Annotated in this window: 16 protein-coding genes; 11 read left to right on the top strand and 5 right to left on the bottom strand. The window is 59.0% G+C overall.

Translation table 11 applies throughout. The features are described from left to right. Window positions 1-244 precede the first annotated feature (244 nt). Complete coding sequence (locus tag EWH10_RS07285; protein ID WP_130029883.1) at window positions 245-679, top strand: antitoxin Xre/MbcA/ParS toxin-binding domain-containing protein; 435 nt, start codon at window positions 245-247, stop codon at window positions 677-679. Next, window positions 676-1161: an RES family NAD+ phosphorylase gene (locus EWH10_RS07280; RefSeq protein ID WP_065847315.1), complete on the top strand. Its 486-nt coding sequence runs from the start codon at window positions 676-678 to the stop codon at window positions 1159-1161. Before EWH10_RS07285 ends, EWH10_RS07280 begins: the two co-directional genes overlap by 4 nt. A gap of 457 nt (window positions 1162-1618) precedes the next feature. Here EWH10_RS07280 and EWH10_RS07275 read toward each other — a convergent pair whose 3' ends face one another. The 4 genes from EWH10_RS07275 to EWH10_RS07260 all read right to left on the bottom strand — a co-directional run bounded on the left by EWH10_RS07275 (window position 1619) and on the right by EWH10_RS07260 (window position 6908). After that, window positions 1619-2317, bottom strand: a complete 699-nt coding sequence (locus EWH10_RS07275) for a DarT1-associated NADAR antitoxin family protein (protein WP_130029882.1) — start codon at window positions 2315-2317, stop codon at window positions 1619-1621. 3 nt (window positions 2318-2320) lie between these two features. Beyond that, on the bottom strand, window positions 2321-3592 hold the full coding sequence (locus EWH10_RS07270) for a DarT ssDNA thymidine ADP-ribosyltransferase family protein (RefSeq protein ID WP_165363335.1): 1272 nt from the start codon (window positions 3590-3592) through the stop codon (window positions 2321-2323). A gap of 666 nt (window positions 3593-4258) precedes the next feature. Beyond that, on the bottom strand, window positions 4259-6043 hold the full coding sequence (locus EWH10_RS07265) for an AIM24 family protein (protein WP_130029880.1): 1785 nt from the start codon (window positions 6041-6043) through the stop codon (window positions 4259-4261). A 196-nt stretch (window positions 6044-6239) separates the two neighbouring features. Beyond that, window positions 6240-6908 (bottom strand): NUDIX hydrolase, encoded by a 669-nt coding sequence (locus tag EWH10_RS07260; protein WP_130029879.1) that lies wholly within the window; start codon window positions 6906-6908, stop codon window positions 6240-6242. A 69-nt stretch (window positions 6909-6977) separates the two neighbouring features. On the opposite strand from EWH10_RS07260, the gene EWH10_RS07255 reads away from it, so the two are divergent. The 3 genes from EWH10_RS07255 to EWH10_RS07245 all read left to right on the top strand — a co-directional run bounded on the left by EWH10_RS07255 (window position 6978) and on the right by EWH10_RS07245 (window position 9833). Then, window positions 6978-7862 (top strand): hypothetical protein, encoded by an 885-nt coding sequence (locus EWH10_RS07255; RefSeq protein ID WP_130029878.1) that lies wholly within the window; start codon window positions 6978-6980, stop codon window positions 7860-7862. A gap of 1 nt (window position 7863) precedes the next feature. Continuing rightward, window positions 7864-9036: an adenylosuccinate synthetase gene (locus EWH10_RS07250; protein WP_130029877.1), complete on the top strand. Its 1173-nt coding sequence runs from the start codon at window positions 7864-7866 to the stop codon at window positions 9034-9036. A 149-nt stretch (window positions 9037-9185) separates the two neighbouring features. Then, entirely contained in the window at window positions 9186-9833 is a 648-nt protein-coding gene (locus EWH10_RS07245) for a hypothetical protein (protein WP_130029876.1), read from the top strand. 57 nt (window positions 9834-9890) lie between these two features. Here the strand turns inward: EWH10_RS07245 and EWH10_RS07240 are convergent, their stop codons facing one another. Further along, entirely contained in the window at window positions 9891-10622 is a 732-nt protein-coding gene (locus EWH10_RS07240; RefSeq protein WP_130029875.1) for a hypothetical protein, read from the bottom strand. A gap of 410 nt (window positions 10623-11032) precedes the next feature. Here EWH10_RS07240 and EWH10_RS07235 point away from each other — a divergent pair, with 410 nt between their 5' ends. From EWH10_RS07235 to EWH10_RS07210, 6 genes are all read left to right on the top strand, one after another. Then, window positions 11033-15919: an autotransporter domain-containing protein gene (locus tag EWH10_RS07235; protein WP_130029874.1), complete on the top strand. Its 4887-nt coding sequence runs from the start codon at window positions 11033-11035 to the stop codon at window positions 15917-15919. Between the two features lie 98 nt (window positions 15920-16017). Next, on the top strand, window positions 16018-16416 hold the full coding sequence (locus EWH10_RS07230; protein ID WP_130029873.1) for a hypothetical protein: 399 nt from the start codon (window positions 16018-16020) through the stop codon (window positions 16414-16416). A 321-nt stretch (window positions 16417-16737) separates the two neighbouring features. After that, window positions 16738-19809, top strand: a complete 3072-nt coding sequence (locus EWH10_RS07225; protein WP_130029872.1) for a helicase-related protein — start codon at window positions 16738-16740, stop codon at window positions 19807-19809. 317 nt (window positions 19810-20126) lie between these two features. Further along, window positions 20127-21458, top strand: a complete 1332-nt coding sequence (locus EWH10_RS07220; protein ID WP_130029871.1) for a hypothetical protein — start codon at window positions 20127-20129, stop codon at window positions 21456-21458. A 320-nt stretch (window positions 21459-21778) separates the two neighbouring features. After that, window positions 21779-22882 (top strand): IS5 family transposase, encoded by a 1104-nt coding sequence (locus EWH10_RS07215; RefSeq protein ID WP_130029870.1) that lies wholly within the window; start codon window positions 21779-21781, stop codon window positions 22880-22882. Window positions 22883-23675: 793 nt separating this feature from the next. Beyond that, window positions 23676-24098, top strand: coding sequence for a hypothetical protein (locus EWH10_RS07210; RefSeq protein WP_130029869.1), 423 nt, complete (start codon window positions 23676-23678; stop codon window positions 24096-24098). The last annotated feature ends 37 nt before the right edge of the window (window positions 24099-24135 follow it).

The raw sequence follows: 24135 nt of genomic DNA, 5'->3' as shown, positions 1-24135 counted from the left end.
GCCAGTCGCATCGACCAGCAGCCGTTCGGCATCGCGCCAAGGGCCATTCAAGTGCCGCGGTTACTTGGAACCGGACAAAGATGGCTCTGCATCAATTTGCTTTCTAGCGGGTTGAACGCACGGCTGCGTTTAGCTGAGGCTGTCTCGGGTTGCAGGGAGGAGCAAGCTCCATAGTCCGACCGGTTCGATCTTGTCTTTTGACCATATGAGCCATATATATGGCTCATATGAACGAAGGAGAATAATGATGATCGCGGAAGCATGCGGCCTCGCTGACTCGCTCGGGCTAAAGACAGGCCCGCGATCGCCGCTGGCGATCGCGAACCGCATCAAGGCTGGACTCCCGCTCTCCTCGCTAGAGCGGTTGTCGAAGGCTATCGCGCCGGACGACGCTAGCTTCCCGTATCGCTTCGTGCCCCGTGCAACGCTGACGCGGCGCAAAGGCGCCAGCGAGCCAAAGCTCACCGTTGACGAAGGCAATCGTGTCGCGGCCGTCGCCAAGGTCTGGGAATTTGCGATGGAGATCTATCACGACGAGATCAAGGCGCGCGAGTTTCTCTACCGTTCGCACCCAATGCTTGAGAACCAGAAGCCGATTGACGTGGCTACCGACACGGGAATTGGTGCCGATCTTGTTATCAATCTGCTCGGCCGAGCGGCCTATGGCGGCGGCGCTTGAAGCCGGGGATCGTTGACAGGGTTCTCTACAGCTACCGGATCGGTGACCCTGCAGGAAAGCATCCAATCTATGATGACGAGGGAGCCCGCCTTTTCCCGGGACGCTGGAACACCCCGAGCAGCCCAATGCTCTACACCTCTGAGCATTATGCGACCGCGCTGATCGAGAAACTCGCCCACTTCAACGGGGTGCTTCCCGGGAACCAGCACTACATCCGCATCACGATTCCGCCGGGCGTCAGCTACGAAGAATTCCCGCAGACTTCCCATCCGGGCTGGGACGGGATCGACGATTCGATTTCGAAGACCTTCGGTGCCACATGGTGTCTCGAATGTCGCTCGTGCATACTCATCGTCCCATCAATTCCCGGCGGTCGAATCGAGCGCAACTTTCTCATAAATCTGCGTCACCCCGACGCGGGCAAGATCACTCACGACATGGCGAGTCCGGTACCTTGGGACCTGCGCCTGTTCCAGATTTAGCCAATTTTTTTGCGCGGACCATCGGCCGGGTCACAGTGCGCCAACATCAGCCGCTCGACGTCTGGATCACCGCATACAGAAGCGGGCATTCAGCGGCACAACCGATGTGGAGTTTCCGTGCTCGCTCGTCGCTCAGGGCAGAACAAGCGAACTGCGTCTTCGCCGTCCACGGCTTGTCCGATAGAGCCTTACGAAGATCAGCCTTAAGATCGGGGGCTATGCTAAGCGGACCTTACGGCCGATGATGTCGAAAAGACAATGCCAGCGAGGCAACTGCCTTGAAGGGGCCGGATCGTCAGCGCGTGACGAACCGTCGCTACATCCGCATTTACATGTGCAATATTGCAATTGCGATGGGAGGCTTTAAGATCGTTGACCCGTTGGTGTGCGCCTTGATCTTACCACCGAGATGCTGAGATTTCGATCCTCGTAACGCGCGCATTCGTTTTTCTTTCAGTTAAAACAGAGAGCCTTGCCGCGCCTCATCCTGTCGCGCATTGCTAATTCGACTGCCCCGCAGACAGTTCAGAAAAGCGTCCTGCGATGCCACATCGGCTATCATGCCACGTTTGGTCAGCGCCGCGAAGAGCGCGACTGAATAGGCCTGGCAGTTGATTGATTGCTGCGGATTAAATTCGATGTCCGTGAAGGCGGAATAGCCCATGACCTGCTGAGACAGTGCCGGTTTTTCGCGCAGCGCATTGATATAGAGCCAATCATAGAAAGCCGTTTGCGGCTCTAGGGGCCAATCCATTTGGCAGTACCGAAAGGCAACAAGAGGGCTGTCGCCTCTGATCCGGGGATCGCGCTTCGCATCGCGCGACGACATATGCAGCAGGTCGAGGTAAGGGCCTCCATCGCGGAAGACCTTGCCTGCCTGAAACGCGCATTCGACGCTAACTGTGCTGTCGATGGCCGGATGATACATGCTAAGGTTGAAGGCGCTGAGCGCGATACCCACCGGATCGACGGACTTGCTCGACACTTCCAGCAGGGAAGAGCATCCGAGCGAGGTCCGCGCCGCTTCATGCAGGGATGCGATGGATTTCTGCTTTTGCGACACCGAAAGGCCGGCATGCCAAGTGAAGGACAGCATATCAGTGCGCACGAGCACCGGTCCCGCTTCCATCGGTACAAATATTGGACGATATGCCATGGTTCAGCCTTTTCCCTTCGCACGCGCCGCGCTGCGCAGCCCGAACAATCCGGTGCGATCTGCATGAAGCTGAAGGTCTCGCCCCGGAAAAAGGTCTCGCCATTGTGTCAGGTTGGTATGGTCACTGAATATGGCGCTGCTGACAAGCGCGGCAGGAATGGGATCGAAAACCAATATCTCCGCTTGGACATCCGTCGGATCGCATAACCGTAAATTTTGGGTGGACCGTGAGGTTTGTCCATCTTGATCGGCGAACATGGCGTCAAACGCAGCGACGCTGCTAAGGGCGGTACGTTCCTGCCGGCTGATCCTCCGATCCGCCGCATTGTGCGCGCAGAAAGCGCTGGCGCATGTCCAGAGGACTGAGGGATCAAGCAACAGAACGGCCCAGCCTTGCTGCGGATTGGACATGCGCCAGCGATAGAATAGCTTATCATTAGGATGAGCGATGGACAGGGACACCGCATCCTCATGGCCGTCGAGCCGTTGCTCATCATTCCAGCGGAAAGCAATTTTCTCCGACTGCATGGCGGATATCGATCGGAGGCCATGGCACATGATTGATGGCAGATTTTCGACCCGCGTGAAATGCACCAGAAAGGGCAGAGAACGTTGGCTTACCCGTGTTTGGAGAAGTCGCTCCCGGAAATAGGCTTCCAGCTTCGGATCGGGAGCTAGTTCGCCCTTTTCCTTCAACAGACGCAGGGCCTTACCCATCCTAGTTTCGGGAGGCTGTGCGCTGCCAGCTGGCCGGTCTGAGGCCGGCGGGGCAACCGCCTGTCGGATGTTCACCGCTTCGGCTTGACCCTCGGCGAAGTCCCTGAAGCCTTCCCGCTCCACAGCATCAACGGTCTGTTGGACAGCCCGTCCTGGTTTGACAGCCTGAACCAGGCGGTTGCTATCTTCCTCGCACGCCCTTGCGGCCGCTTCCACCTTCTCCGTCCGATGCGGAGCGGAGACTGTCTTCGTTGGCTCGGCAGGAGTGGCTTTGGACGTCGGTCCTGGCAGGAATGGCGGAGAAGACGGCGAAGGCACGCGTCGTGTCGGGGCAGTATCAGGCGGTTGCACCACACCGCTCTCCTTGGGCGCGACCAAGCTGTATGTCCCCCATATCACCAGCAACTGGAGCAGGATCAGCGGCGTCGCAAAGACCATCACCAGCGTGAAAACCGTCCATGCTCCGCACAGCAAAAGCAGCTTGCCCTTGGCAATCAGGCGCGTCACCAAAATAGTCAGAATGATCAGCGCCTGAAAACCAAATATCCCTCCGATCATTCCCATCCCTTCAGCAGTCGGGCGCGATGTCCCTGAATAAGAGCAGCCACCTCCTTGAAGCGGCGTACCTTCTTGATTGTCATAGATTATATAGAGGTCGCGGTACAAGTTCGAAGGCGAACGAGATATCAATACGGGCCACTTTGAATTGTGCGATATGATTCTACTGTTATGTCCGCTGGGTGGCCTAATAGGTGGCCTGACCGTCGCCAAGCTGTCTTGTCTTCTGATCCTAGATGATCCATTCCAGCATCAGCGATCACCGGTCACCTACGGCTGGACGGCTTCCGACGCGCTTAATCCAATTGAAATTGGACAATTGACATAAATTGATCGATGTCATGTTGCCGGGCTTAGGCCCCGACGCGGCGCAGCGTGCAGACCAACCCCGAGCAAGTGCGCCGCGGTAGCTTTCGCGACGGAGGGGGTCAGTTTTGCATGTCGCCTAACAGGCTTAGGCCGAAACCGGTCACTTGCAAGTATGACAACTGCTGGTCGGTAAGCGCCATTATTGAAACTGGTGTACGCAGTATGAAGCGATGGGCGCTCAGATCATTGGGAAATTTCGGTAGCCGAATATCATCACGGCCACTCGGCTACCCCCGCTGCGGCTATAAGGGCTGGAAGTTTTCCTTCGACGAGCGTCGATTGAATAAGCCCTGTTTGCTACATTCCGAACACCTTCATACCGGCATCTATCATTCCCTCCAGCCCGCGTCGTACTTCTCCACGGCGGGCAGTGAGAGGGGCTTCCTCGATGATTAACACGCCCGTGCCGGCCATGACGCGGTCCTTAAGCAGTGGTTGTTGGCCGAAGAAATAGGGCCAGAAGGGCTCGGTGCGGGTGACCGAATAGGCGAGGTCGTCAGAGAAGCCGACCAGTTGGTCCTGCCCAAAAACGCGGCCATGCTCCGCTGCCTCGACGCGCACGCCGCGCCCGCCCTTCAGAACCAGTTGTGCTGGTCCGTGAAATACTAGGTAACGCAGTTGCAGCGTGAGCCAGGCGTTGAGCGAGCCGAGCCGCCAGTGGCGGCTGATGCGCAAGGGGCGGTGGATCGACTGCGCCACTGCGGCAAGTGCGCGCGGCTGGAGCACGCAGGCCGCGCCCTCGGGCAAGGTCAGAATCGTGATCTCGGTGAGGCCGTCACGGATGGCGGAGATGGTGGTCGTCTCGCCTTCGCCCCGGATGCGGACAAGGAAGGTGAGGCCGGTAGCGATGCTGGTGAACAACCTGCACCAATTCAGAACCCATTTCGTCTTTGGCTTCGTCGTCAGACTGCTCGTCTGGAAATAACCCTGCCGTACGAGCAGTTCTTGGCCAGGTGCGAGGCGAACCGCGACTGAGGTTGCGGATGGCGCCGCTGGAGCGATGGCAACACCCCCGCCTTCGGGCACTCGCAACTGGATTGAGGGCCGGCGCATCGCGATGGGCGCGAGAACGAAGTAACAAAACAGGCGAATGAGAAACGGAGTGGTGATGATGAGGCCGAGCGTCGCGAGGGCAACCTTAACCACCTTGCCGACGTTGTAGTGCGTCCATGCCCACGTAGCCCACGCGGATATTGTTTCCTCCGCGCGCTTTTGCTCATCAATAACTCGTTCCTTCAGCGCACCGGTGATGTCGGGCAATTCATTATCAATCCAGTCGCTAACACGCTTTGGTAATTGATCCGCGCCAGCCCGCGCTTGACGCCAGTAATTCACGTTTTTCTGCGCTTGACGGAATGCGTCTTCGGCCTTCCGAGAATCCGCACACTGAGCATCTTTAGTTCGGACCAGGTCAGCACGCCTATGCCGGAAGGGCAGCCGTTCTAAAGTAACTGCCTCCCACGATTCGTCGAATTTTATGACAGCAGCCTTTGTTGCACGGCACTTCGCCTGCCCAACGTTCATCTTGCGCCAACTGTCTTCAAGAGCTTGAGTCGAAACTTCCCGTTCACGGCTGATCTTGGTTTCGGCCTTACGAGCGTTCTCCCTTGAGATCTCGAGCGCGGCATCGTAGTTCCGGGCAGCGTCAGCGGCTTTGTTTAAGCCCTCGATTTTCCGCTTGAGAAACGCAATTCGAAGTATGCGCTCATGTTCTGCCCGTATTGCTTTGATGTTCAGGGTAGCTTTGGCCAGCATCGCGTCCAAGCTGCTAGGTCGATCAGCCTGCAACTGCCTCAGCCCTGCCTGAGTTTCTCGGATCTGCTTTTCCAACTCGACGACGCTCTCCCGCTGGGCCGCTTCGCCGGCGCGCTTAAGTTTCAATGCAAGCTCATCTCTGAGACGTTCGTCCGCTTCGACGAGGCCTTGTAATTGACCCGCCTGATGCAAGTTGAGTGTTTGAGATCGCGTCCACGTGGCCTGAATGTCACCGGACGACCAGACTACATAGGCGAGCATCGCAGCGAGGACCGCGACGTAAAGCACTACCTTGCGACCCAACCACCCGAATATCTTGCTGATCACCCGCTGAATCCTGCTGTGCGCGATTGAACGCCCTATTGGCCACAAAAATGGTTGGCGCAATCGAGAGATGACAGCTGCTGGTGCCTATTTCTTTCCTGCTGGATCGAATTGGTGTACCCGACATGAAGCGATGGACACTCAGATCGTTGAGAAATTCTGGTCCTGCGGGCAGTTTAATGGCTGCAAGGCGCGGTATTCAGACACGACGGTCGAAGACGGAATGGCCTTTTCTGAGCGTGTACAGAAGGGAGGGGCGATTGGCACCGGGCTCCCGGCGCTTTTCTCCGGTTTCTTCCAGAAAGCCTCGTTCGATCACCTTTCGCCGGAAGGCATCAATGTTGAGCTTTTCACCCAGTACATTTTCATAGACGCCGTGTAATTCCGCCAAGGTGAACGCCGGCCCTAGGAACCGCGCAGGCAGATCGGAATAGGCGCCCTTACCCCGCAGACGCGCGACCGCGGCAGCGAGGATGCGGTCATGGTCGAAAGGCATTCCCTCGGCCTCGCCCACTGGCTTTAGTTCCAGTCCCTCAATCTTCAAAGCTGGCTCCAGCCTTTCGCGCGGAGACAATGAAAAATAGGCGACGCTGGCCGACCATCCCCGTGGATCGCGATCCGCGCCCGAAAAGGTTGAAAGTTGCTCGACATAGAGATCGGTGAGCCCAGCCTTGGCGCTCAGCACCCGCCGTGCCGTATCGCCCAAATGGCTGTCCTCCCCGACATGGACATAGCCGCCAATTAAGGCTTGGCGCTCGGCGTAAGGGTCGGCGCCGCGCCGGGCGCGCAGCACGCACAATCGGCCTTCGTTCAATGTCAGCGGGACGATGTCGACGGTCAGAATCGGCTTTTCGAATGTCGGGCTCATAAACTGCATCTTGCATCTTATCTAATAAAATGCAAAATGACGTTTATTGAGTCGATAAGGAGATTGACCATGGGACACGGAAATTGGAGCGCCCGCGATTGGGAGGCTTATGCGGCTCGCTCGGTTCATGGGCGCAGCCGCAGCGAGCTTTTCGGCGCCCGGGGTATGGATGCATCCTATGATCCGGCGCGGATCGGCATGCGGGAGTCGCGCGACAGCGCCGACAATCCGGATTCCACGCCAATCATCATCGGGGTCGATGTAACCGGGTCGATGGGCATGCTGGCGGAAGAGCTGGTTGTGCGCGGCCTCAATGAGACATTCACGATGTTGATGGATCGCAGGCCGGTCAGCGATCCCCATGTCATGGCGATGGCGATCGGGGATGCCTATTGCGACCGGGCGCCGCTGCAGGTCACGCAGTTCGAGGCGGACCTGCGTATCGTCGAGCAGTTGCGCCAGCTCTGGCTGGAAGGCGGCGGTGGCGGCAATGATGGGGAGAGCTATTGCCTCGCCCATGTCTTTGCCGGCCTCAAGACCGAGCACGACGCCATGGAGAAGCACCGCCGCAAGGGCTTCCTGTTCACGGTCGGCGATGAACCCGTGTTGGACGGTGTCGAGCGTGATCAACTGGCTCGGGTGCTGGGCATCGATGCGCGCCGGGGCGTGTCGGGCCGCGAAGCGGTGAAGCTGGCCAGCGCGGGCTATGAAGTGTTTCACATCATCGTCGATGGCAGCTACGCGGCGCGCAACATGCGGAAGGTGCGGGCATCGTGGGAGGCGATCCTGCCCGAACGGGTCCTCCATCTGAAGCACCCGGCGCGGCTTGCTGAAACGATCGTTGCCACGATTGAACTGGTGAGTGGTCGCCCCGCACGAGCCGCGAGCAGTCTTGCCACCTTATTGCCCGAACCGCTGCGGCGCCTTCCCTGGGCCGGGCTGGGGAGGATTTGAGATGCGCGCCTATGCCGTGATCGGCGCGAACTATGGTGACGAGGGCAAGGGGCGGACGGTCGACTGGCTGGCTGCTTCCCTTGGCCCCGATGTCGTGGTGGTGCGCAGCAATGGTGGCGCGCAGGCAGGCCATACCGTGGTGACGGGCGGGCGGCGTCATGTGTTCCATCATTTTGGTTCGGCGACGCTGCGGCAGGGACGTACGCATCTGTCCCGCTTCATGGTTTCGCATCCCATCCTTTTTGCCGATGAACGGGAGACGTTGATCGGTTTTGGTGGTGCGCCGCAGGTCACGGCGGATCCGCGCGGTTGGGTAACGACCCCGTGGGACATGATGGTCAATCAGGCGGTGGAACTGGCGCGCGGCGGACGCCGGCATGGTAGCTGTGGCCTTGGTTTCGGAGAGACGGTAGGGCGCTCCGAGCAGCCTTCCTTCACGCTGACAGTTGCAGATCTTTGTAGGCCTGACCTTGTGGGTAAGCTGCGAGCAATCCGGGATGAGTGGCTGCCTGTGCGCTGCGCGCAACTCGGCATCGACCTGAACTCTGGTCCGCTGGCATTTGCGGCGGCCGATGCTTTGCTTGAGCGCTTCGTAGAGCAATGCCGGGCTTTTTCGGAACGGGTTGTGCTGCAATCCGATGCCGATCTGCCCAGGGTGGGGCCGATCATCTTCGAAGCAGCGCAGGGCTTACTTCTCGACCAGGGTGCAGCTGGTTTCCCATTCGTCACGCGCTCCAGTACGGGTCTTGCCAACATCACTGCCATCGCCACAGAGGCGGGGCTTGGGGAGCTTGAAGCGGTCTACGTCACCCGCTGCTATCTCACCCGTCATGGACGTGGAGGGATGGAGGATGAAAGGTCGATTGACCAATGGTTCAGCGTAGATGATGCAACCAACCTTCCCAATCCTTGGCAGGAAACCTTGCGCTTCGGCCTTCTCGATCCGGCTCGTCTCGGCCGCCGTATCGCGGCTGACCTGGCCGTGGTCAGCGATACTATCACCGTCACGCCGTCGCTTGCGATCACATGTCTGGATCAGGCCAGGGATGATCGCTTGGGGTGGATCGACGGCGCTGAGGTGCGAAGCGGGCCAGTGCGAGAGATGATGGCGGAGCTTGAGATGGCTATCCGCCTTCCGTGGACCGCTGAATTTTGGGCTCCAAGCAACGAATGAAGTCAAAGTTCAATCATCCGCGTTGCCATTGGCGCGAATACGGCGATTGTCGAGGAGCGGCGGATGCTGGCTATCAGTGCGATAGATGGCCATCTACTGTGACCGGAAATGTCGCATCTGACTGGCAAGGGCGAAAAAATGGAGGGTCTATGAAAAAGCCGGTGAGCGTCGCCAGTCTGAGCGAATTTGGAAGGGTGCGGCTGTCAAAGTCGTTTTTCATGCGCGACTTTTTGTTCTCGGACATCGCGGCAATTCACGGACTTCCAAATGTACCGGATGATCCTGATCTCGCCATCGCTGCGGGTAGCCGCCTGTGTGAGGATCTGCTTGAGCCGCTACAGGACCGCTTCGGTCGGCTGGCGATACGCTCGGCATTCCGCTCCTGCGACGTCAACGGACTTGGCTCCGAGATGATGAATGCCGGTAAAGCGGGCTATAACTGCGCCTCCAACGAGCGGAACTACGCGAGCCATATTTGGGATCGGAAGCGTGACGGTATGATGGGAGCGACGGCCTGTATCGTTGTTCCCTCTTTTTGGGATGCCTTCCAGGAGGAGGGCGACTGGCAGAAGCTTGCATGGTGGATCCATGATCATCTGCCTTACTCCAGTCTCTACTTCTTCCCCAAATATTGGGCTTTCAACATATCCTGGTTCGAGCAACCTGCCAGAACGATTCACAGCTATACCAGTCCGAAAGGCTGTCTGACCAAGCCCGGAATGGAAAATCATGTCGGCACTCATGGCCATGAATGGGCCGGAATAGAAAAAGCGATGAATTCTGTAGCGGCGCGCTGACCGCGTCATTTGGCGCATGCACCGCGCGCCGAGATAGGGGGCGGTGCTTTCAGTCGGTCAGACGTTGTCGTCGATCATGCCGATGATTGGGAAGACTTGTTTGATCTGGCCGTGGGGGATCGATGCCGTCGCTTGTTCGCGATATTGCCTTACCTCGATAAGGTTGCGATCGCGGGCGAGCAGTCGACCGGCGGTCCACAATGAGCGCCCTGCTTCATCTCGCAGCTGGATCAGTACATCCGCATTGATCGATGCCGGTTTGACGCGGTCGAGTAGTACCCGCTCGCCGGCTCTGAAACGCGGTTCCATAGCTTCGCCAGGGATATACATGACAAAATAGCGTTCAGTGTCGCCCAGCCCGAAAGGTGCTGCCATATAGGCTACTGGACGAGAAAGATCGGCTTCCCAGAGTTCAAGCTGCTCGGCAAAAGCTAGGCCCCTCTCCTTAGGAAAGTGGACACTCGCCGCGTACACTGGGATGCCGCTCTGCTTCGAAACCACGGGAAGGGCCGGATCGTCCTTCAGCGTGATGTCGGATGCTGGAGATCGCAGCGGCAACGCATCCGTTTCACAGATGGAAAATGCATCTGGAAACGTGGCCCTGAGCTTAGCCACGCTTTGTTGTGAGAGCGAATAGCCGACCGTGGGGTTGGGGTAGATCCGGGTGAGCGTGGAGGGCGCAAGACCTGAGCGGCGTGCAATCTGGCTTGCTGAAAACCCGGTCTCCTTGATCAGGCAACCGATCAGGCTGCGGGCTCTATCCTGATCCCACTCACCGACAAAAGACATGTGTATGCGCCCGTTTTCTTAGCGCGACAGCCAACCACGACCAGATGCGGCCGTCGTCCGTCGCGCCTGCATCATTATGCGCTTCGATCATTCCGGCGCAAACTATAATAGCGCAAATTTGCAAGGGCGCATTTGCGCAAATGCATCAGAAAAATTGCGGTTCGGCATACCGGCATATCGCAGCTGCGACCATTTCTGTCATTTTTGAGGGCGCAAACTCACAAAAAAGATTTGCACGGCTTTCGGTCTGGACATAGATGTTTGCGCATGTTGCGCATATTTGCGCAACTACAGGTGTCATGGGGGGAGTTCCGAACAGCATCAGCGCAAAGCCTTTTGCGTACGCGAAAGCACTGCGCCCGTCGTTTGCCGCTCATCTGCCTGAGAATCGCAGCCAATAGGGGTTTTGAATGAATAAGAAGTCGAGGTTCAACCGGATGCTGCTGTTGTCAGCCTCCATACCAGCGGCGGCTCTGCTCGCAAACGCTGGTGGTGCATTGGCGGCTCCCGCCACAGTGAGCGTGCCGACCGGCGCAGGAACCGGCGCAGCCGTAAACGCCGACATTGCTACGGCCATCACCACGCCAGCCAATCCCGACCTCACGGTGACGATTGCCAGCGGCGCCGATATCAGCGGCGCGAGCGTCGGCTATGATTTCGTTGCAGGAGGTTTTGCTGCGGGTCAGGGCGACGGCGCGGTAAACCTCACCAATGATGGTCGCGTGACCGGCCTGAGCTTTGGCGGCGTGGGTGCGGCAAGTGCCGCCAACAGCTTTACCGCCACCAACAATGGTGAAGTCGTCGGCGGCGTAAGCGCGACGGACTTTGGCGGCGCGGTATCGGTTACCAACAATGGCACTGTAGGCGGCAGCGTTGTCGGCTCTGGCTTTGGTGACGTCACACTCGCAAACGGCCTAGCCGGTGAAGTGGGTGGCAGCCTTATCGGGCAGGCGCTCGACGCCGCCAACGTCTCGATCACTAACGCTGGCACTGTCGATGGCGACCTCGATGGATCGGCCACCACCGGCACCGTAAGCATCGCCAACAGCGGCGATGTTGCAGGCAGCGCCTTTGCCTCGACCAGCGAAGGGGCGATCTCCGTCACCAACGCCGCGTCTGGCCGCATCAGCGGCGATGTGTCCGCGGGATCGGAGTCCGGCGCGATCACGATCGCGAACAACGGCCAGGTCTTGGGTCAGACTGACGCGTTTAGCCGCAATACGACCTTCACCTCGACCGGTCCGACGACCACTGTTTCGGGCACCACCACGACCACCCAGTCGAGCACTTCGCAGCAGACCGTCGGCGGCGATATCGATGGTACTTATGCGGGTATCAATGGCTCGCTGAACTTCGGTGCTGGCAATGACGGCAGCATCACTCAAGTGAGCGGCACGAACAGCACGGCGACCGTGACGGGGACCGTGTACGGCGACATCTACTCCGAAGCGTCTGGCTCGTCATTTGCTACGCAGAATGTGGCCGTATCGACCGACTCGCGCGACGCGGCGGGCACCGGCACGGTCGTGAACAGCAGCAACAACAGCTTCGATGTGGCATCGACTGGCGGCACGAGCACCGTCAACATTTCCGGCACGGTTGCCCCAGGCGATTCGGGCCGCAATGGCGATGTTACCTCCCGTGGCGATACTGCGAGCGCCGTCAATATCGCCGGCGGCAAGGTGTCGGGCAATGTGTCCTCCACCAGCCAGGGCGTGGCGTTCAACGGGGCATTCACCTCGGAAGACACCGACACCTATGACGCGGGCGTTTTCCAGGGTTCCACCTCGGTAAGCGGCACGCAGTTCAATCAGGCGCGGGCAGGCGGAGACGCGTCCGTATCGCTTCAGGGAAGCAGCCTGGTTAACGGCAATGTCAGCGTTGTGGGCGGTGCCTCTGCTTCGGCAGCTATCGGCTCGGCAGCCAAGATCGGACAGGATGTGTTCGTCAGCACGGCTGTCCCGACTGGCCCATTCGCCTTCACCGTAGGCGATGCCTCCTCTACAGCTTCCAGCACGCGGACAACGGACGCGTCGGGAGACGGCACTCAGGTCGACACGTCGCTGTTTACGGTTTCGGCGCCGGCTGTTGCTGCTGATGCCACGCTCAACAACGCGGGCCGAATCGATGGGGATGCGACCGTTGCAGCGGGCTTCGGCAACGCTACGGCCACCATCACCGGCACTGTTGGCGGTTCGGTGAACGCCAGCGCGTTCGCGTCCACGTCGAGCAGCGGTTCCACCTCGGAATACAGTGTCAATGGTGGCCTCAACACGCTGACTTCGCAAACCTTCACTGACAGCTTCGCCGATGCTGGTGGCGAGGCCAATGTCGTGATCGACACGGCCGCTGCGCTGCAGGGTAAAGGCGTGCCGAGCGTTGCAGGCAATGTCTTCGCCTCTGGCGTTGGGGGTGCCTCCATCACGGTCGGAAGCGGCAGCGTCATCGGTGATGCTGCGGCAGGTACGGGCGGCAACCTGTTCGCCAACAGTCTGGGCGAAAGCAGCAGCGATGAGACGGTCACGACCTACGCTGCGGACGGTTTCACGCCCGCCACGGTTGCGTCGACCTTCAGCACTGCCGCAGTAGGCGGCGCGGCTTCGGTCACCAACAACGGCACCGTTCTTGGCGATGTCGAAGTTCAGGGGCTGACGTCCGCTTCGCTCGTTAACAATGGCGATCTGGGAACCGGCGGCAATCTGTTCAGCGTTTCGGCTCTGGATGGCAACAGCACTGTCACGTTGTCCGACACGAACCCGACCAATGCTGGCATCCGCGCCCTCGCCGCGACGGTTGACGCAATGCCGGCGGGCGGCATCGCCAGCTTCACCAACAGCGGCAACGCCTTTGGCGATGTTGAGCTGGAAGGCTTGACCGGATCGTTCACCAACAATGGCATCCTGACGGGCAGCACCACGCTTGGTGGTTCGGTGTTCAGCGGATCAGCCACGGTTGATGCGACGATCAACACCACCAACGTGACCGTGACTCCGGTTGCCGCTTCGCAGACCTATACGGTTGACCAGAACGGTGTTTCGGGTGGCTTCAACGTGACGGGCGCCGTTTCGACCCAGAGCGAGGTGGCGTCCGCGCTTTCTTCACTCTTGTCGCCGGCCGTTCCGCTCGATGCCTCGCAGGTCGATCCGGCTGCGTTCAATCTGACCGTTGGTGGCGAGGCAGCCATCAAGACCGCCGACATCAAGTCGACGATCAACCTGAACAACGGGTCGATCACGCTCGGCGACATTGACGCACAGCGTGACGACAGCGGTGCCTTCCTCACCGACACGACCGTCAACCTGAATGGTGCCGGCTTCTTGGGTGCGAGCGAGCTTCGGCTGGCCGATGCGGCCACGCCTGCGAACTTCACGCCAGCTGCCACGCTGCCGGAAGACGCTGAAGGCCTGTTCAGCCCGACGGCGGTTCGCGTGCTGGGCGTCAACACGGTCAACAAGACCGGTGCGGGCACCTTCGTGGTGACGGGTGCCGAATATGTTCCGGCTGAAGGCTCGACTCCCGCAGGCTGGACGATGGATGTTGGCAACTTCAACGTGCAGGCTGGCGAAGTTCAGCTGGACGTTGCTGGCGCCGACGCCGTGTTCGGCATCAAGGGCAACATCAACAATGATGCCACCCTGGTCCTCGGCCGTCGTGCACCGACCTTCGTTCAGACGGTTGGCAACAGCATCGTCACGCCGGGACCCGAAGCGATCAAGGGCATCGAGCTCTATCAGCAGGGCAACTACACCCAGACTGCCAACGGCACGACGGTTGTGGGCGTCAACCCCTCGCTGGTCCGCTTCGGCAACCTGTCAGTCAACGATGGCGGCGCAGCACCCGAAGTGCTGGGTCCGATCACCGGTGGGGTCAGTGTTCCCTACTTCACCACCCCGACCAATGCTGGTGTCTTCTCGATCCCGTCGTCGGTCACTGTGGACGGTAACCTGAACCTGGCCGGTAAGGTCGCGGTGACGGTGTCGAAGGATAGCCTCTATTCGACGGGCGACGGCTATACGCTGTTCACCTATACCGGTACCGGCAATGTCACCGCCACCGCGGCACCGACGCTCTCCTCGCAGTTCGTCACCTTCGGTCTGAAGCATGATGCGACCGCCAAGACCGTTTCGATCGAGGCGACCCGCAACAGCTACGCCACGGGCGCAACCAATCCCAATGCCACTTCGGCAGCCGTGGGTCTGGACAGCGCGCTGGCTGACGTCATTGCTCGGGTGAAGACGGATGCTGCTGGCGGCAATGGCTTTGCTTCGGTTACGGAGATCGCCAATGCGCAGGACATCGCCAACATCGCTGCTGGTCTCGACTGGCGCTTGAACAGCGCACAGGCGGCGCAGGTCTTCAACGAGCTTTCCTCGGCGGAGATCTACGGTTCGCTGGCCGCGGTCGATCAGAACGCGGTTTTCAACACCACCGTCAACCGTCTGGCTGCTCGCCGTGGCTATGGTGAGGCGCTGGGCACCCAGATCTGGTTCAACCCGTCGGCGAACTTCGCCAAGACGGGCGGCACCAAGTCGGGTGCGTCGAAGATCAAGACCAACAGCTATGGTGGTGCCTTCGGTCTCGACGTGGCCTATCAGGAAGATGGCGCCTTCGGCATCGGCTTTGGCTATGGCCAGCACGACGTTACCGCGCAGGGCTCGCCGGAAAAGGCGCAGGTTCGTACCTATACGATCGGTGCCTATGCGACCCAGGGCTTCGGCCCGTTCTACGGCAGCTTCCAGGCGGCTTACGGCTTCTCCAAGTTTGAAGTCGAACGCGACCTGGCGATCCTGGCTCGCACCATCGAAGGCGACTTCAAGGGCAAGCAGTTGGATGCCAGCCTGGAGCTGGGCTATGACTTCGCTGCCCGAAGCGGTCTGGTTGTGACCCCCTATGGTAAGCTGGCGCTGCGTCGCTGGTCGATGAACGGCTTCACTGAAGAAGGTGGCGCTGGCATCGGACTGAAGGTGGATCACGCCTCCAAGACCGTCTTCTCGCCCGTTCTGGGTGTGAAGGCCGGCGCTCTGCTTGGTGATGCCGATGGGATCGCCTATCGCCCCTATGCGAAGGTCCAGTACAGCTTCCAGGGCAGCATCGGCAGCGATCGCACGGTCCAGTATCTGGGCGGGGGTGATGCCTTCCGCCTGAAGGGTGTGGATCCGGACGGTAACGGGCTGATCGAACTGGGTGTTGATGCCTCGGTCAACAAGCGCGTCAACCTGTTCGTTTCTGGCGGTTATGGCTTCGGTGGCCACAACAGCCTCGGCCAGGTCCGCGGTGGCATTAGCTTCGGCTTCTGACACATCTCGATAGAACTGGGAGGGCGCGGCGGTTCCGGCGCGCCCTTTCGTTTGCTTGGCCGCCTTGCTCCCCCGCGCGTGATCGTCGGATGATAGCTATGGCGCGCGCCGGCCTTGCAAGAATTCTGCTGCGTCCAAATCTGTCGCGCCGCTTATTCACATCCCAACGGAGAAATATTGGCGCAGAATCAACGAGTAAACATAACGTGAACAACTTTGGAACAGGCGCAGAACCGCTCAAGACGATTGCCGGTCTGATTATGGAAAGGCTGGCACATTATGGGGTTCAGATTTTGACTAACGGGAACGGCGCACTTTGCTTTTTTACCCCCTCTCCCGGTCATGTCAGTCGCCCTTGGGTGGCAGGTGAGTACGCGCAAGGACTGGAAGACGGGGCAATAAAGGAGCTGCAGCAGCTCGTGAGGGCCTCGCCGGTTATTGCCCAAGCCATTATGGCGGAGCTTACGGATTCCGGAGTGCCCTCGGCCTCCGATTGATCGCTATCGGCCCGGTTCCGACGCGGCTGGGCGGACAGCGGCAGATATGTCTTCTATGCTGCAACCTTCCCAACCACTCTTCGGGCTCCTGCGGGTGATTGGAACCGGCAATGTGGCCTGTTAGTCAAACTGGAATAAACCTGATTTGAGTATCGAAGCAGCGACAGTGCTTGGTCTGGCCGAAGCGGCTCGCCTTCATCCGGAGCAGCCTTATAGTATGCAGCTCGCGGGGAACCGGGGAAACTTGACTTACCGTAGCCTTGCGACCGTTTCTGTCGTGGAGCCGGTGGATAAAGCGACCATAAAAAGGGGATCAACGAAATGTTTTCGATCGGCGATACCGTTAGTCTGAAGGATGACCCCTCTCGCGGAGGTATGATCACAGGCGTATCGGAGACGCGCCGGAACCGCACATACTGGGAAGTCGCACTGACCGACGGTAGTGGACGAAGCAAGTTTCCCGAAAGCCAGCTCGTAGTCGGCGCACGTGATGTTGACCCGCTCGAAGAGCTTCGCGCAGGACGTTTCACCGATCCTGACCGGCTCCGTCGCTCGCTGCTGCACCATCGTCTCACCGGTCGCCTGCGCGATGTGATCTACAGCATGGATGTCACGGATGCCGACTTCCATGCTTATCAGTTCAAGCCAGTCGTTAAGCTCCTATCTTCGCCGTCGCAGGGTCTGCTAATTGCCGATGAGGTCGGTTTGGGTAAAACGATTGAGGCTGGTCTGGTCTGGACCGAACTTGTCGCCCGCTTTGATGCATCGCGCCTATTGGTGGTGTGCCCCAAGTCACTGACAGAGAAGTGGCGCCTGGAACTATGGCAGAAGTTCTCGGTCGATGCGAAGATCGTGGGCGCGGGCGAACTCCTCGATCATCTCAAGCGGGATGGGGAGGGGGGAGATGGCTTCGCCTTGATTGCCTCTCTATCATCGATCCGCCCACCGCGTGACTGGGACGATGGCACAGATGATAGCGATCGCGCTTGCTTGTGCCGGTTCATCACCGATGCAGAGGGGTTGGCTCGTCCTCTGTTCGATTGTGTGATCTTTGATGAAGCGCACCATTTGCGCAATTCTGAGACGCTCGCACACGCCTTCGCTCGGGCCGCCATGCAGGTGAGCGACTACAAGTTGTTGCTGAGTGCGACGCCGATAAATCTGCGCAGCGAGGACTTGCGTAACCTGCTTTCGCTGGTGGACGCTGACAGCTTCGACAGTAACTTTGCCTTCAGTGCGCTGAACGACGAGAACAAGCCGCTGGTTCGTGCTCGCGATTTGGCATTAGACCCGCAGACCGATTTTTCTGAGCTGATAGGCGAACTGGGCGAAATCTCTAGTGGCGTGATGCTGCGCATTGATCGTCAGCTCGAGAACCTCAAGCGGGAGCTTTCCGCGCCGGACCTCGTCGATAGCAAAGATCTGCGCGTGAAAATCGCGGCGATGCTCGAGGAGATGTCGCTGCTTGGCTCGGTGGTCAATCGCACCCGGCGGCGTGACGTTAACGACCTACAGGTGAAGCGCGAAGTCGATCATCTGCCTTGGGAGATGACCCCCGGCGAGCGAAGGTTTTATGATTTGGCCTCCGACATCGTTCGCCAGCATGCATATGAACTGGCCGCGTCGGAGCGCTTCCTGCTCGCGACGCCGCAGAGGCTCATTGCTTCGTCATTGGCCGCGTCGTGCCGGCACTGGGCGCGCACGGTAGATGACTTCTCTGAAGACGAGGACGACGACCGCGTAACGAAGCGGTCGGCCGGGCCGCTAACTGCCAAGCTGGCGCGGCTTTGCGCCTCTCCCGCGCTCTTGGCTGAATTGGAGGCGGGAGACACTAAGCTGCAAAAGCTGCTTGGTGCACTCCGTGAGCACGACGCGCGCGGCGACCACAAGGTCATCGTTTTTTCAAGCTTTCGCACGACCTTAGACTACCTGGCCGAGAAGCTTCGCGCTCAGGGGATCGCGGTCCATGTGATGCACGGAGGCATCAAGGAAGAGCGCACGAAGATCATCGCCAACTTCGCGGAGAGCGAGGGCCAACGCGTGCTCCTCACCTCGGAAGTCGGGGGCGAGGGCCTCGACATGCAGTTCTGCCGCTCGCTCATCAATTATGATTTGCCCTGGAACCCCATGAAGGTTGAGCAGCGCATTGGCCGTATCGATCGTATCGGACAGAAGGCGGCCCGGATCAATGTGCTCTCGTTGATTGCCCAGGACACGATTGAGGAGCGTATCTATCTGCGCCTCTTCCTCAGGTTGATGGAGATTCAAGAGACGCTCGGTGCTTTCGAAGCGATCCTTGGCAAGGAAATCGCCGATTTGGAGCAGCGCCTCCTTGACCCGGACCTGACGGGCGACGATCAGGAACAAGAAATTGAACGCAGCGCAATGGCATTCATCAATCGCCAGCAGCAGACTGAGAAGCTGGAGGAAGAAGCGCCCGGCTTGATTGCCCACGGTGACATGATTTTGGCGCAGATCGAGGCGAACCGCCGGCCAGAGCGCCGCATCGCGGCAGTCGAACTCGCCGACTATGTGCACGAGGCAATTGCGGGGCGCTATCCTGGGAGCCGCGTAGACGACGTTCCCGGGCAAGCTGGTCTTTACGATGTGAAGCTCAGCGAGGCGGCGCACCTTGCTGTGAAGCGCATCCTGAACCGAGGTGCCCGAGCCCGTACTCGGCTAGCGCGCCAAACAAGCGTGAGAGCGGTGTTCGAGCGGAGGCCTGGACTTCCAAAGGCGATTGAGATCGTCACCAATGTCCACCCGCTCGTGCGTCTTGCTGCAACCATCCGTAACGAGGCCGCTAAGGCAGAAGTCGCCGAGCCAGTTATCGCGGTGCGGCTATCCAGCAAAGAGATGCCTGATCTCACGCCAGGGGTGTACGTCGCAGCTGTGGCGCGATGGACAGTCGAAGGGGCCATCCGGATCGACAAAATTTTCCACGGTGCATGCAATTTGGCGGGCGATGCGCTCGATCCGGTTCAAGCGGAGCGGCTGGTTCAGGCGGCTCTGCGCGTGGGTACAGCCAACGAACTGGGGCACAACTTTTCGGGACTCGACTCAGTCGCGCACCGCGTTGTCACTGAGATCCTCGAAGCCGCCTTTGATGATTTCCTTGACGAAGAGGAGGCGCGGCACGAGGACCGAGCCGATACTGCGTTGGCGCGGATTGATCGGCAGGGGGAAAAACGCCGGCGCGAATTGGAAATCAAGCTTTTTGACTGGAAAGTCAGCGGTGATCCCAAGAAGCTCAAGATGATCCCGGCCGAGCAGGGGAAACTCGCCAAGCTGATGGCCCGGCTTGATGAGCGCCGGGAACAGCTTAGGAGCGCGCGCGCCAGGTTTTCGCATGATAACCGGCTGATTGGTCTGATCGTGGTTGATTTGGTCTGAGGAGAGGCAGATTGGGAACGAAGCGCGACAGAAGAAGGACAGGCGCCACATTAGGCGATGTGAAGGGGGCCGATCTTCTGGCGAAATTGGCGGCAGCCCTGACACCCGATCATCCTAGCGTTACACGACCACCCGCAACTACGTCGGTGCCCGCTGAAAAGGCAATCGCGGACCATGCAAGCCGCGAACACCGGCAACGTCCACCCTCTCCACCTCAACGTTCTGAAAAGAAGCGACCGTCCGAGCCGATTAGAGTTAAATTGTCCGCAGCGGAGCGGCTCCGAATATTCGGCTCGAGCGCGGAGCCTACTAACAAGATGCAAGCGCCACCTGTCGTCGCCAATGACTTTGGCAAGGCCGCATTTTCAAAGATTGCGCAGCTGCGCCCCGCATTAAGCGACTTCTTGGCAGACCACCGTGCTCCGGAAGATGCGAGTTCTGATGTTGCTGATGTGGTCATACGCCGGATCGCGCGCTGTGTTGAGCGCTTTGCGCATATCGTTAATCCGGATGCTGATGGCTTCCTCGGCTACGACTTTGGTACAAGTTCGACGAAAGCCGTCATCCGCTGGCCCTACCGTGCGTCTAGTCCAGCCTATGCCATTTCTGTGCCGGCGGGCTGGTGCAGCGGTGGGGAACCCCACATATGGCCGTCCGTAGTTTTCTATGATCCTGTCACCCAGCAGTTCAGCGTCCTGCCCGCCAACGGCAGCATGCGTGTCGATGGCTTCAAGGCTGCCCTAGTTGAAGGGACAGCGCATCGCATGGCTCCAGGAGCATCGGTGACATTGCTTGAAGCTGCAGTCGCGTTCCTTTCGCTGCACCTTGCTTACGTACTCGGCACCATCGATGAGCTGGATGGCCAAGTGAGCCTCGTCAACGTGGCGATACCAGTGGCCGCCCTCGACCGCGACGACGCCAGTGTGAGCGGAAGAGCGCAGGCTGCATTCGATCATGCGGTGCGATCGGCACTTAGGTTGCTTCACTGCGCTCACAGTCTGACGCTCGACAACGTCAGGGCAGCTCTGGCTTCCTTGGAAGATCCGCTGCTCGAATATGAACTGCATCCCGAGTTGTCTGGCGTGATTGCCGGATATTGCCGCGGGCCACGTCATTACCTCGGCACTCATATGATTATTGATTGTGGGTCTGCTACCTTGGACATGGCAACATTCAAATTGGACCAATCCGACTGGCCTCTGGAGATATACGCAGCCAGCGTCGAGCTGCTCGGGTCGGATGCAAGTGTTACCTACTGTAATGCCGGGGCGACCACCGAGGATTGCGCCCGGGCGGCACGCTACCAAGATTATCAGGTTTGCAGCCGGTCAATCCAGTTGAACCGCACGGGCTTTTCTCAAACGGACGGCGGAAAATTGGGGTATCAGGTGATCCTGACCGGGGGTGGAATAGCAAACCCCTGGATCGCCAGTATGCTTGAAAAATGGCAGTTGTCATTTGAACGCGATTTTGTACGTCCAAGACTGGACCCCACCCTCAAATGCGAAATGGGATTTACGTCGGAGCGGCTCGTCTTGGCTGACGGGTTGGCGCGTGATCCAGTTGATCTCAAGCGGGTCAGTCTCCCTCGCCGTCCGGTCGCTGAATTGACGTTCAATCCCAATCACCATGATTGGACTTCCAATTAGGCGGCAACTCAGAATTTACCGACAACCCTTGGCTGCGGCATTTGCGTCGGCGCTATGGCCGGTTGCACCAATCGCCTTCAATCGATCATGCGTCGTCGCCAATCATTTCGATTATCGCGAAGATCCGTTTGATTTTGCTGTGGGGGATCGGTGACATTGCACGATCGCGATACTGCATCAGCTCAACCAAGTTGCGATCCCGTGCACTGACCCTGCCGACGGTCCAGAGCGAGCGACCCCGGTCCTCTAGCAGGCTGCTGAAAAAGGGCTGGACGTTTGGGGTCTTGGCTGATTCACTTTGCGTGTTAGCGAGGTGAGAGATGCGGGGAACAGAAGAACGGTCATCGGAGATGTTTTCGTACATCCGGCTTGAGGATCGGATAGCAGCGGCTCATCCGTTGCGGGCGATCCGGATGCTGGTGGAAGCTGCGCTGACCGAGCTTTCGGAGCGGCTGGCGGGGCTTTACTCGCACACAGGCCGCCCTTCCATTGCCCCGGAACAGTTGCTCAAGGCGTCGCTGCTTCAAGCGTTCTTCTCGATCCGGTCGGAACGGCAGTTGATGGAGCAGATGGATTATAATCTGCTGTTTCGGTGGTTCGTGGGTCTGGAGATGGACGCTCGGGTGTGGGATGCCTCGACCTTCTCGAAGAACCGGGATCGCCTGCTCGAAGCCGAGGTGGCGCGCGAATTCCTGGTCACCCTGATGAACCTTGGGCAGGTGCGGCGACTGCTGTCGTCGGACCATTTCTCGGTCGATGGCACGATGATCGATGCCTGGGCGTCGATGAAGAGCTTCCGGCCTCGGGATGGCTCGGGCGATCCGCCGGGGCCGGGCCGTAACGGCGAGCGCAGCTTTCGCGGCGAAAAGCGTTCGAACGAGACCCACATTTCCACCACCGATCCGGATGCGCGCCTGTTCCGCAAGGGGGACGGCCAATCCAGCCGGCTATGTTATCTGGGTCATGCGCTGATGGAAAACCGTCATGCCCTGATCGTCGATACGAGCGTGACCCATGCCACTGGCACGGCCGAGCGCGAGGCTGCCCTCGTCATGATCGAACGTACCCGCAAGCCGGGGCGGCGCGTCACCTTGGCCGGTGACAGGCTGTTCGATGCCGCCAGCTTCGTCACCGCCCTGCGCGAGCGCGAAATCACGCCGCACATCGCCATCAATGGCACCGTCAGCAAGCTGGGCAAGGTGCGCAAGACGCTGATCGACCGCCGCACGACCCGTCATGATGGCTATGTCGCCAGCCTGCGCATCCGCAAACGGATCGAGGAGGCCTTTGGCTGGGTCAAGACCGTCGGCGGTATCGCCAGGCTCAAAGTCAGGGGCCTCGCCAGGGCAGAGGCCGCCTTCACCTTCCGAATAATCGCCTACAACCTTGTGCGACTTCCCAAACTCATCGCCAAGCCCACATGAAAGCCAGCCAAAACCCCGCTTGTCGATCAACGACGCTGGCAAAACGCCAGTTTGAAACTCCACCGCTATTGCAGCACCGCTGAAATGCCCCGAAAAATCTCGTAAGTCCGGCTTTTTCAGCGGCCTGCTAGCAACTGGACCACCACGTCCGCCTGAATCGACGCTGGTTTAATGCGATCAAGGATTACCGTTCGCCAGCGCGGAAACGTGGCTCCATCGCTTCGCCAGGTATATAGATCGCGAAGTAATGATCGAAATGGCCTAGCCCGAACGGTGCTGCCATATAGGCCGCTGAACGTGAAAGATCCGCCTCCCAGAGTTCAAGCTCATCAGCAAAAGGGGGTGTCGCTCTCCTCAGAATAGTGCAGACTCGCCGCATAGATAGGCATAATTTTGTTCGGTGTTTCCGCAACGGCCGGATAGTTCCTAGGTCTGATTGCAGATGCCGGAGACCGACTGGAATTCGAAGCTGGAATCCATACCTTCCGTTGATCATGCAGCCGACATGGATATCTCGGCGAAGGCCAAGTCATATGTTCTGCTTAGCAGCAGACTATAACGAGAAATTTTTTGAAGATCGCTAAAAGGGCTTGAGCTCTCTCTCAATCTATTATTAGCTACGATTCTAGCGTGGAGGGCGGTTATGCGAATAGCGATTCTTGCACTTCTCCTAACTATTGCATCTCCGCTGACGGCCAAAACGATCGACCTAAGCACAAGGACCGAATCGACAGGTATTTACGAGGTCTCCTTCTGTGCGAGACCGTCTCCTGATTCGAAGGTGCCGGGTCATATGTTTGTGGCCTACAGCCATCTTCCGCCCGGAGGACCTCGCAAGTTCCTTTCAATTGGGCACACTGTAGGTGCGGGCACAGGTAGCGCGGCGGCCGCCTGGAGCTACTTTGGGGACAGCGTTCCCGGGCACCTTGCGGAAGAACGCTACACTTCGATTCGCGAGCGGTGCCTGTCGGCGAAGGTGAATAAAGAGGATTATGAGGCGGCTATTGCCCGCACTTCCAATCCGTTGGCGAAAATGGGAATCGGCCGTCCTACCGATGAAGTAGCGGAATTGTACAAGCTCGCCGAGAACGACTGCATGTCGTTCGCAATAGATATTGCCAACTTGCTCAAGCCGCGGGGGCTTAAAGTACCTGCTCGCGGCCGGACCGAGCTGCCGATGGCCTATATTCAACGTTTGATTGCAGCGAACGGCTGAGGCGCCGTCACCAGTTGCCGAAATCGGGGTAGTATTC

Origin of the sequence: Sphingobium fuliginis (assembly GCF_004152845.1) — a bacterium.
Classification (GTDB): domain Bacteria; phylum Pseudomonadota; class Alphaproteobacteria; order Sphingomonadales; family Sphingomonadaceae; genus Sphingobium; species Sphingobium fuliginis.
The sequence above is the reverse complement of the archived record's forward strand: the minus strand, read 5'-3'. Positions and strand labels throughout refer to the sequence as shown.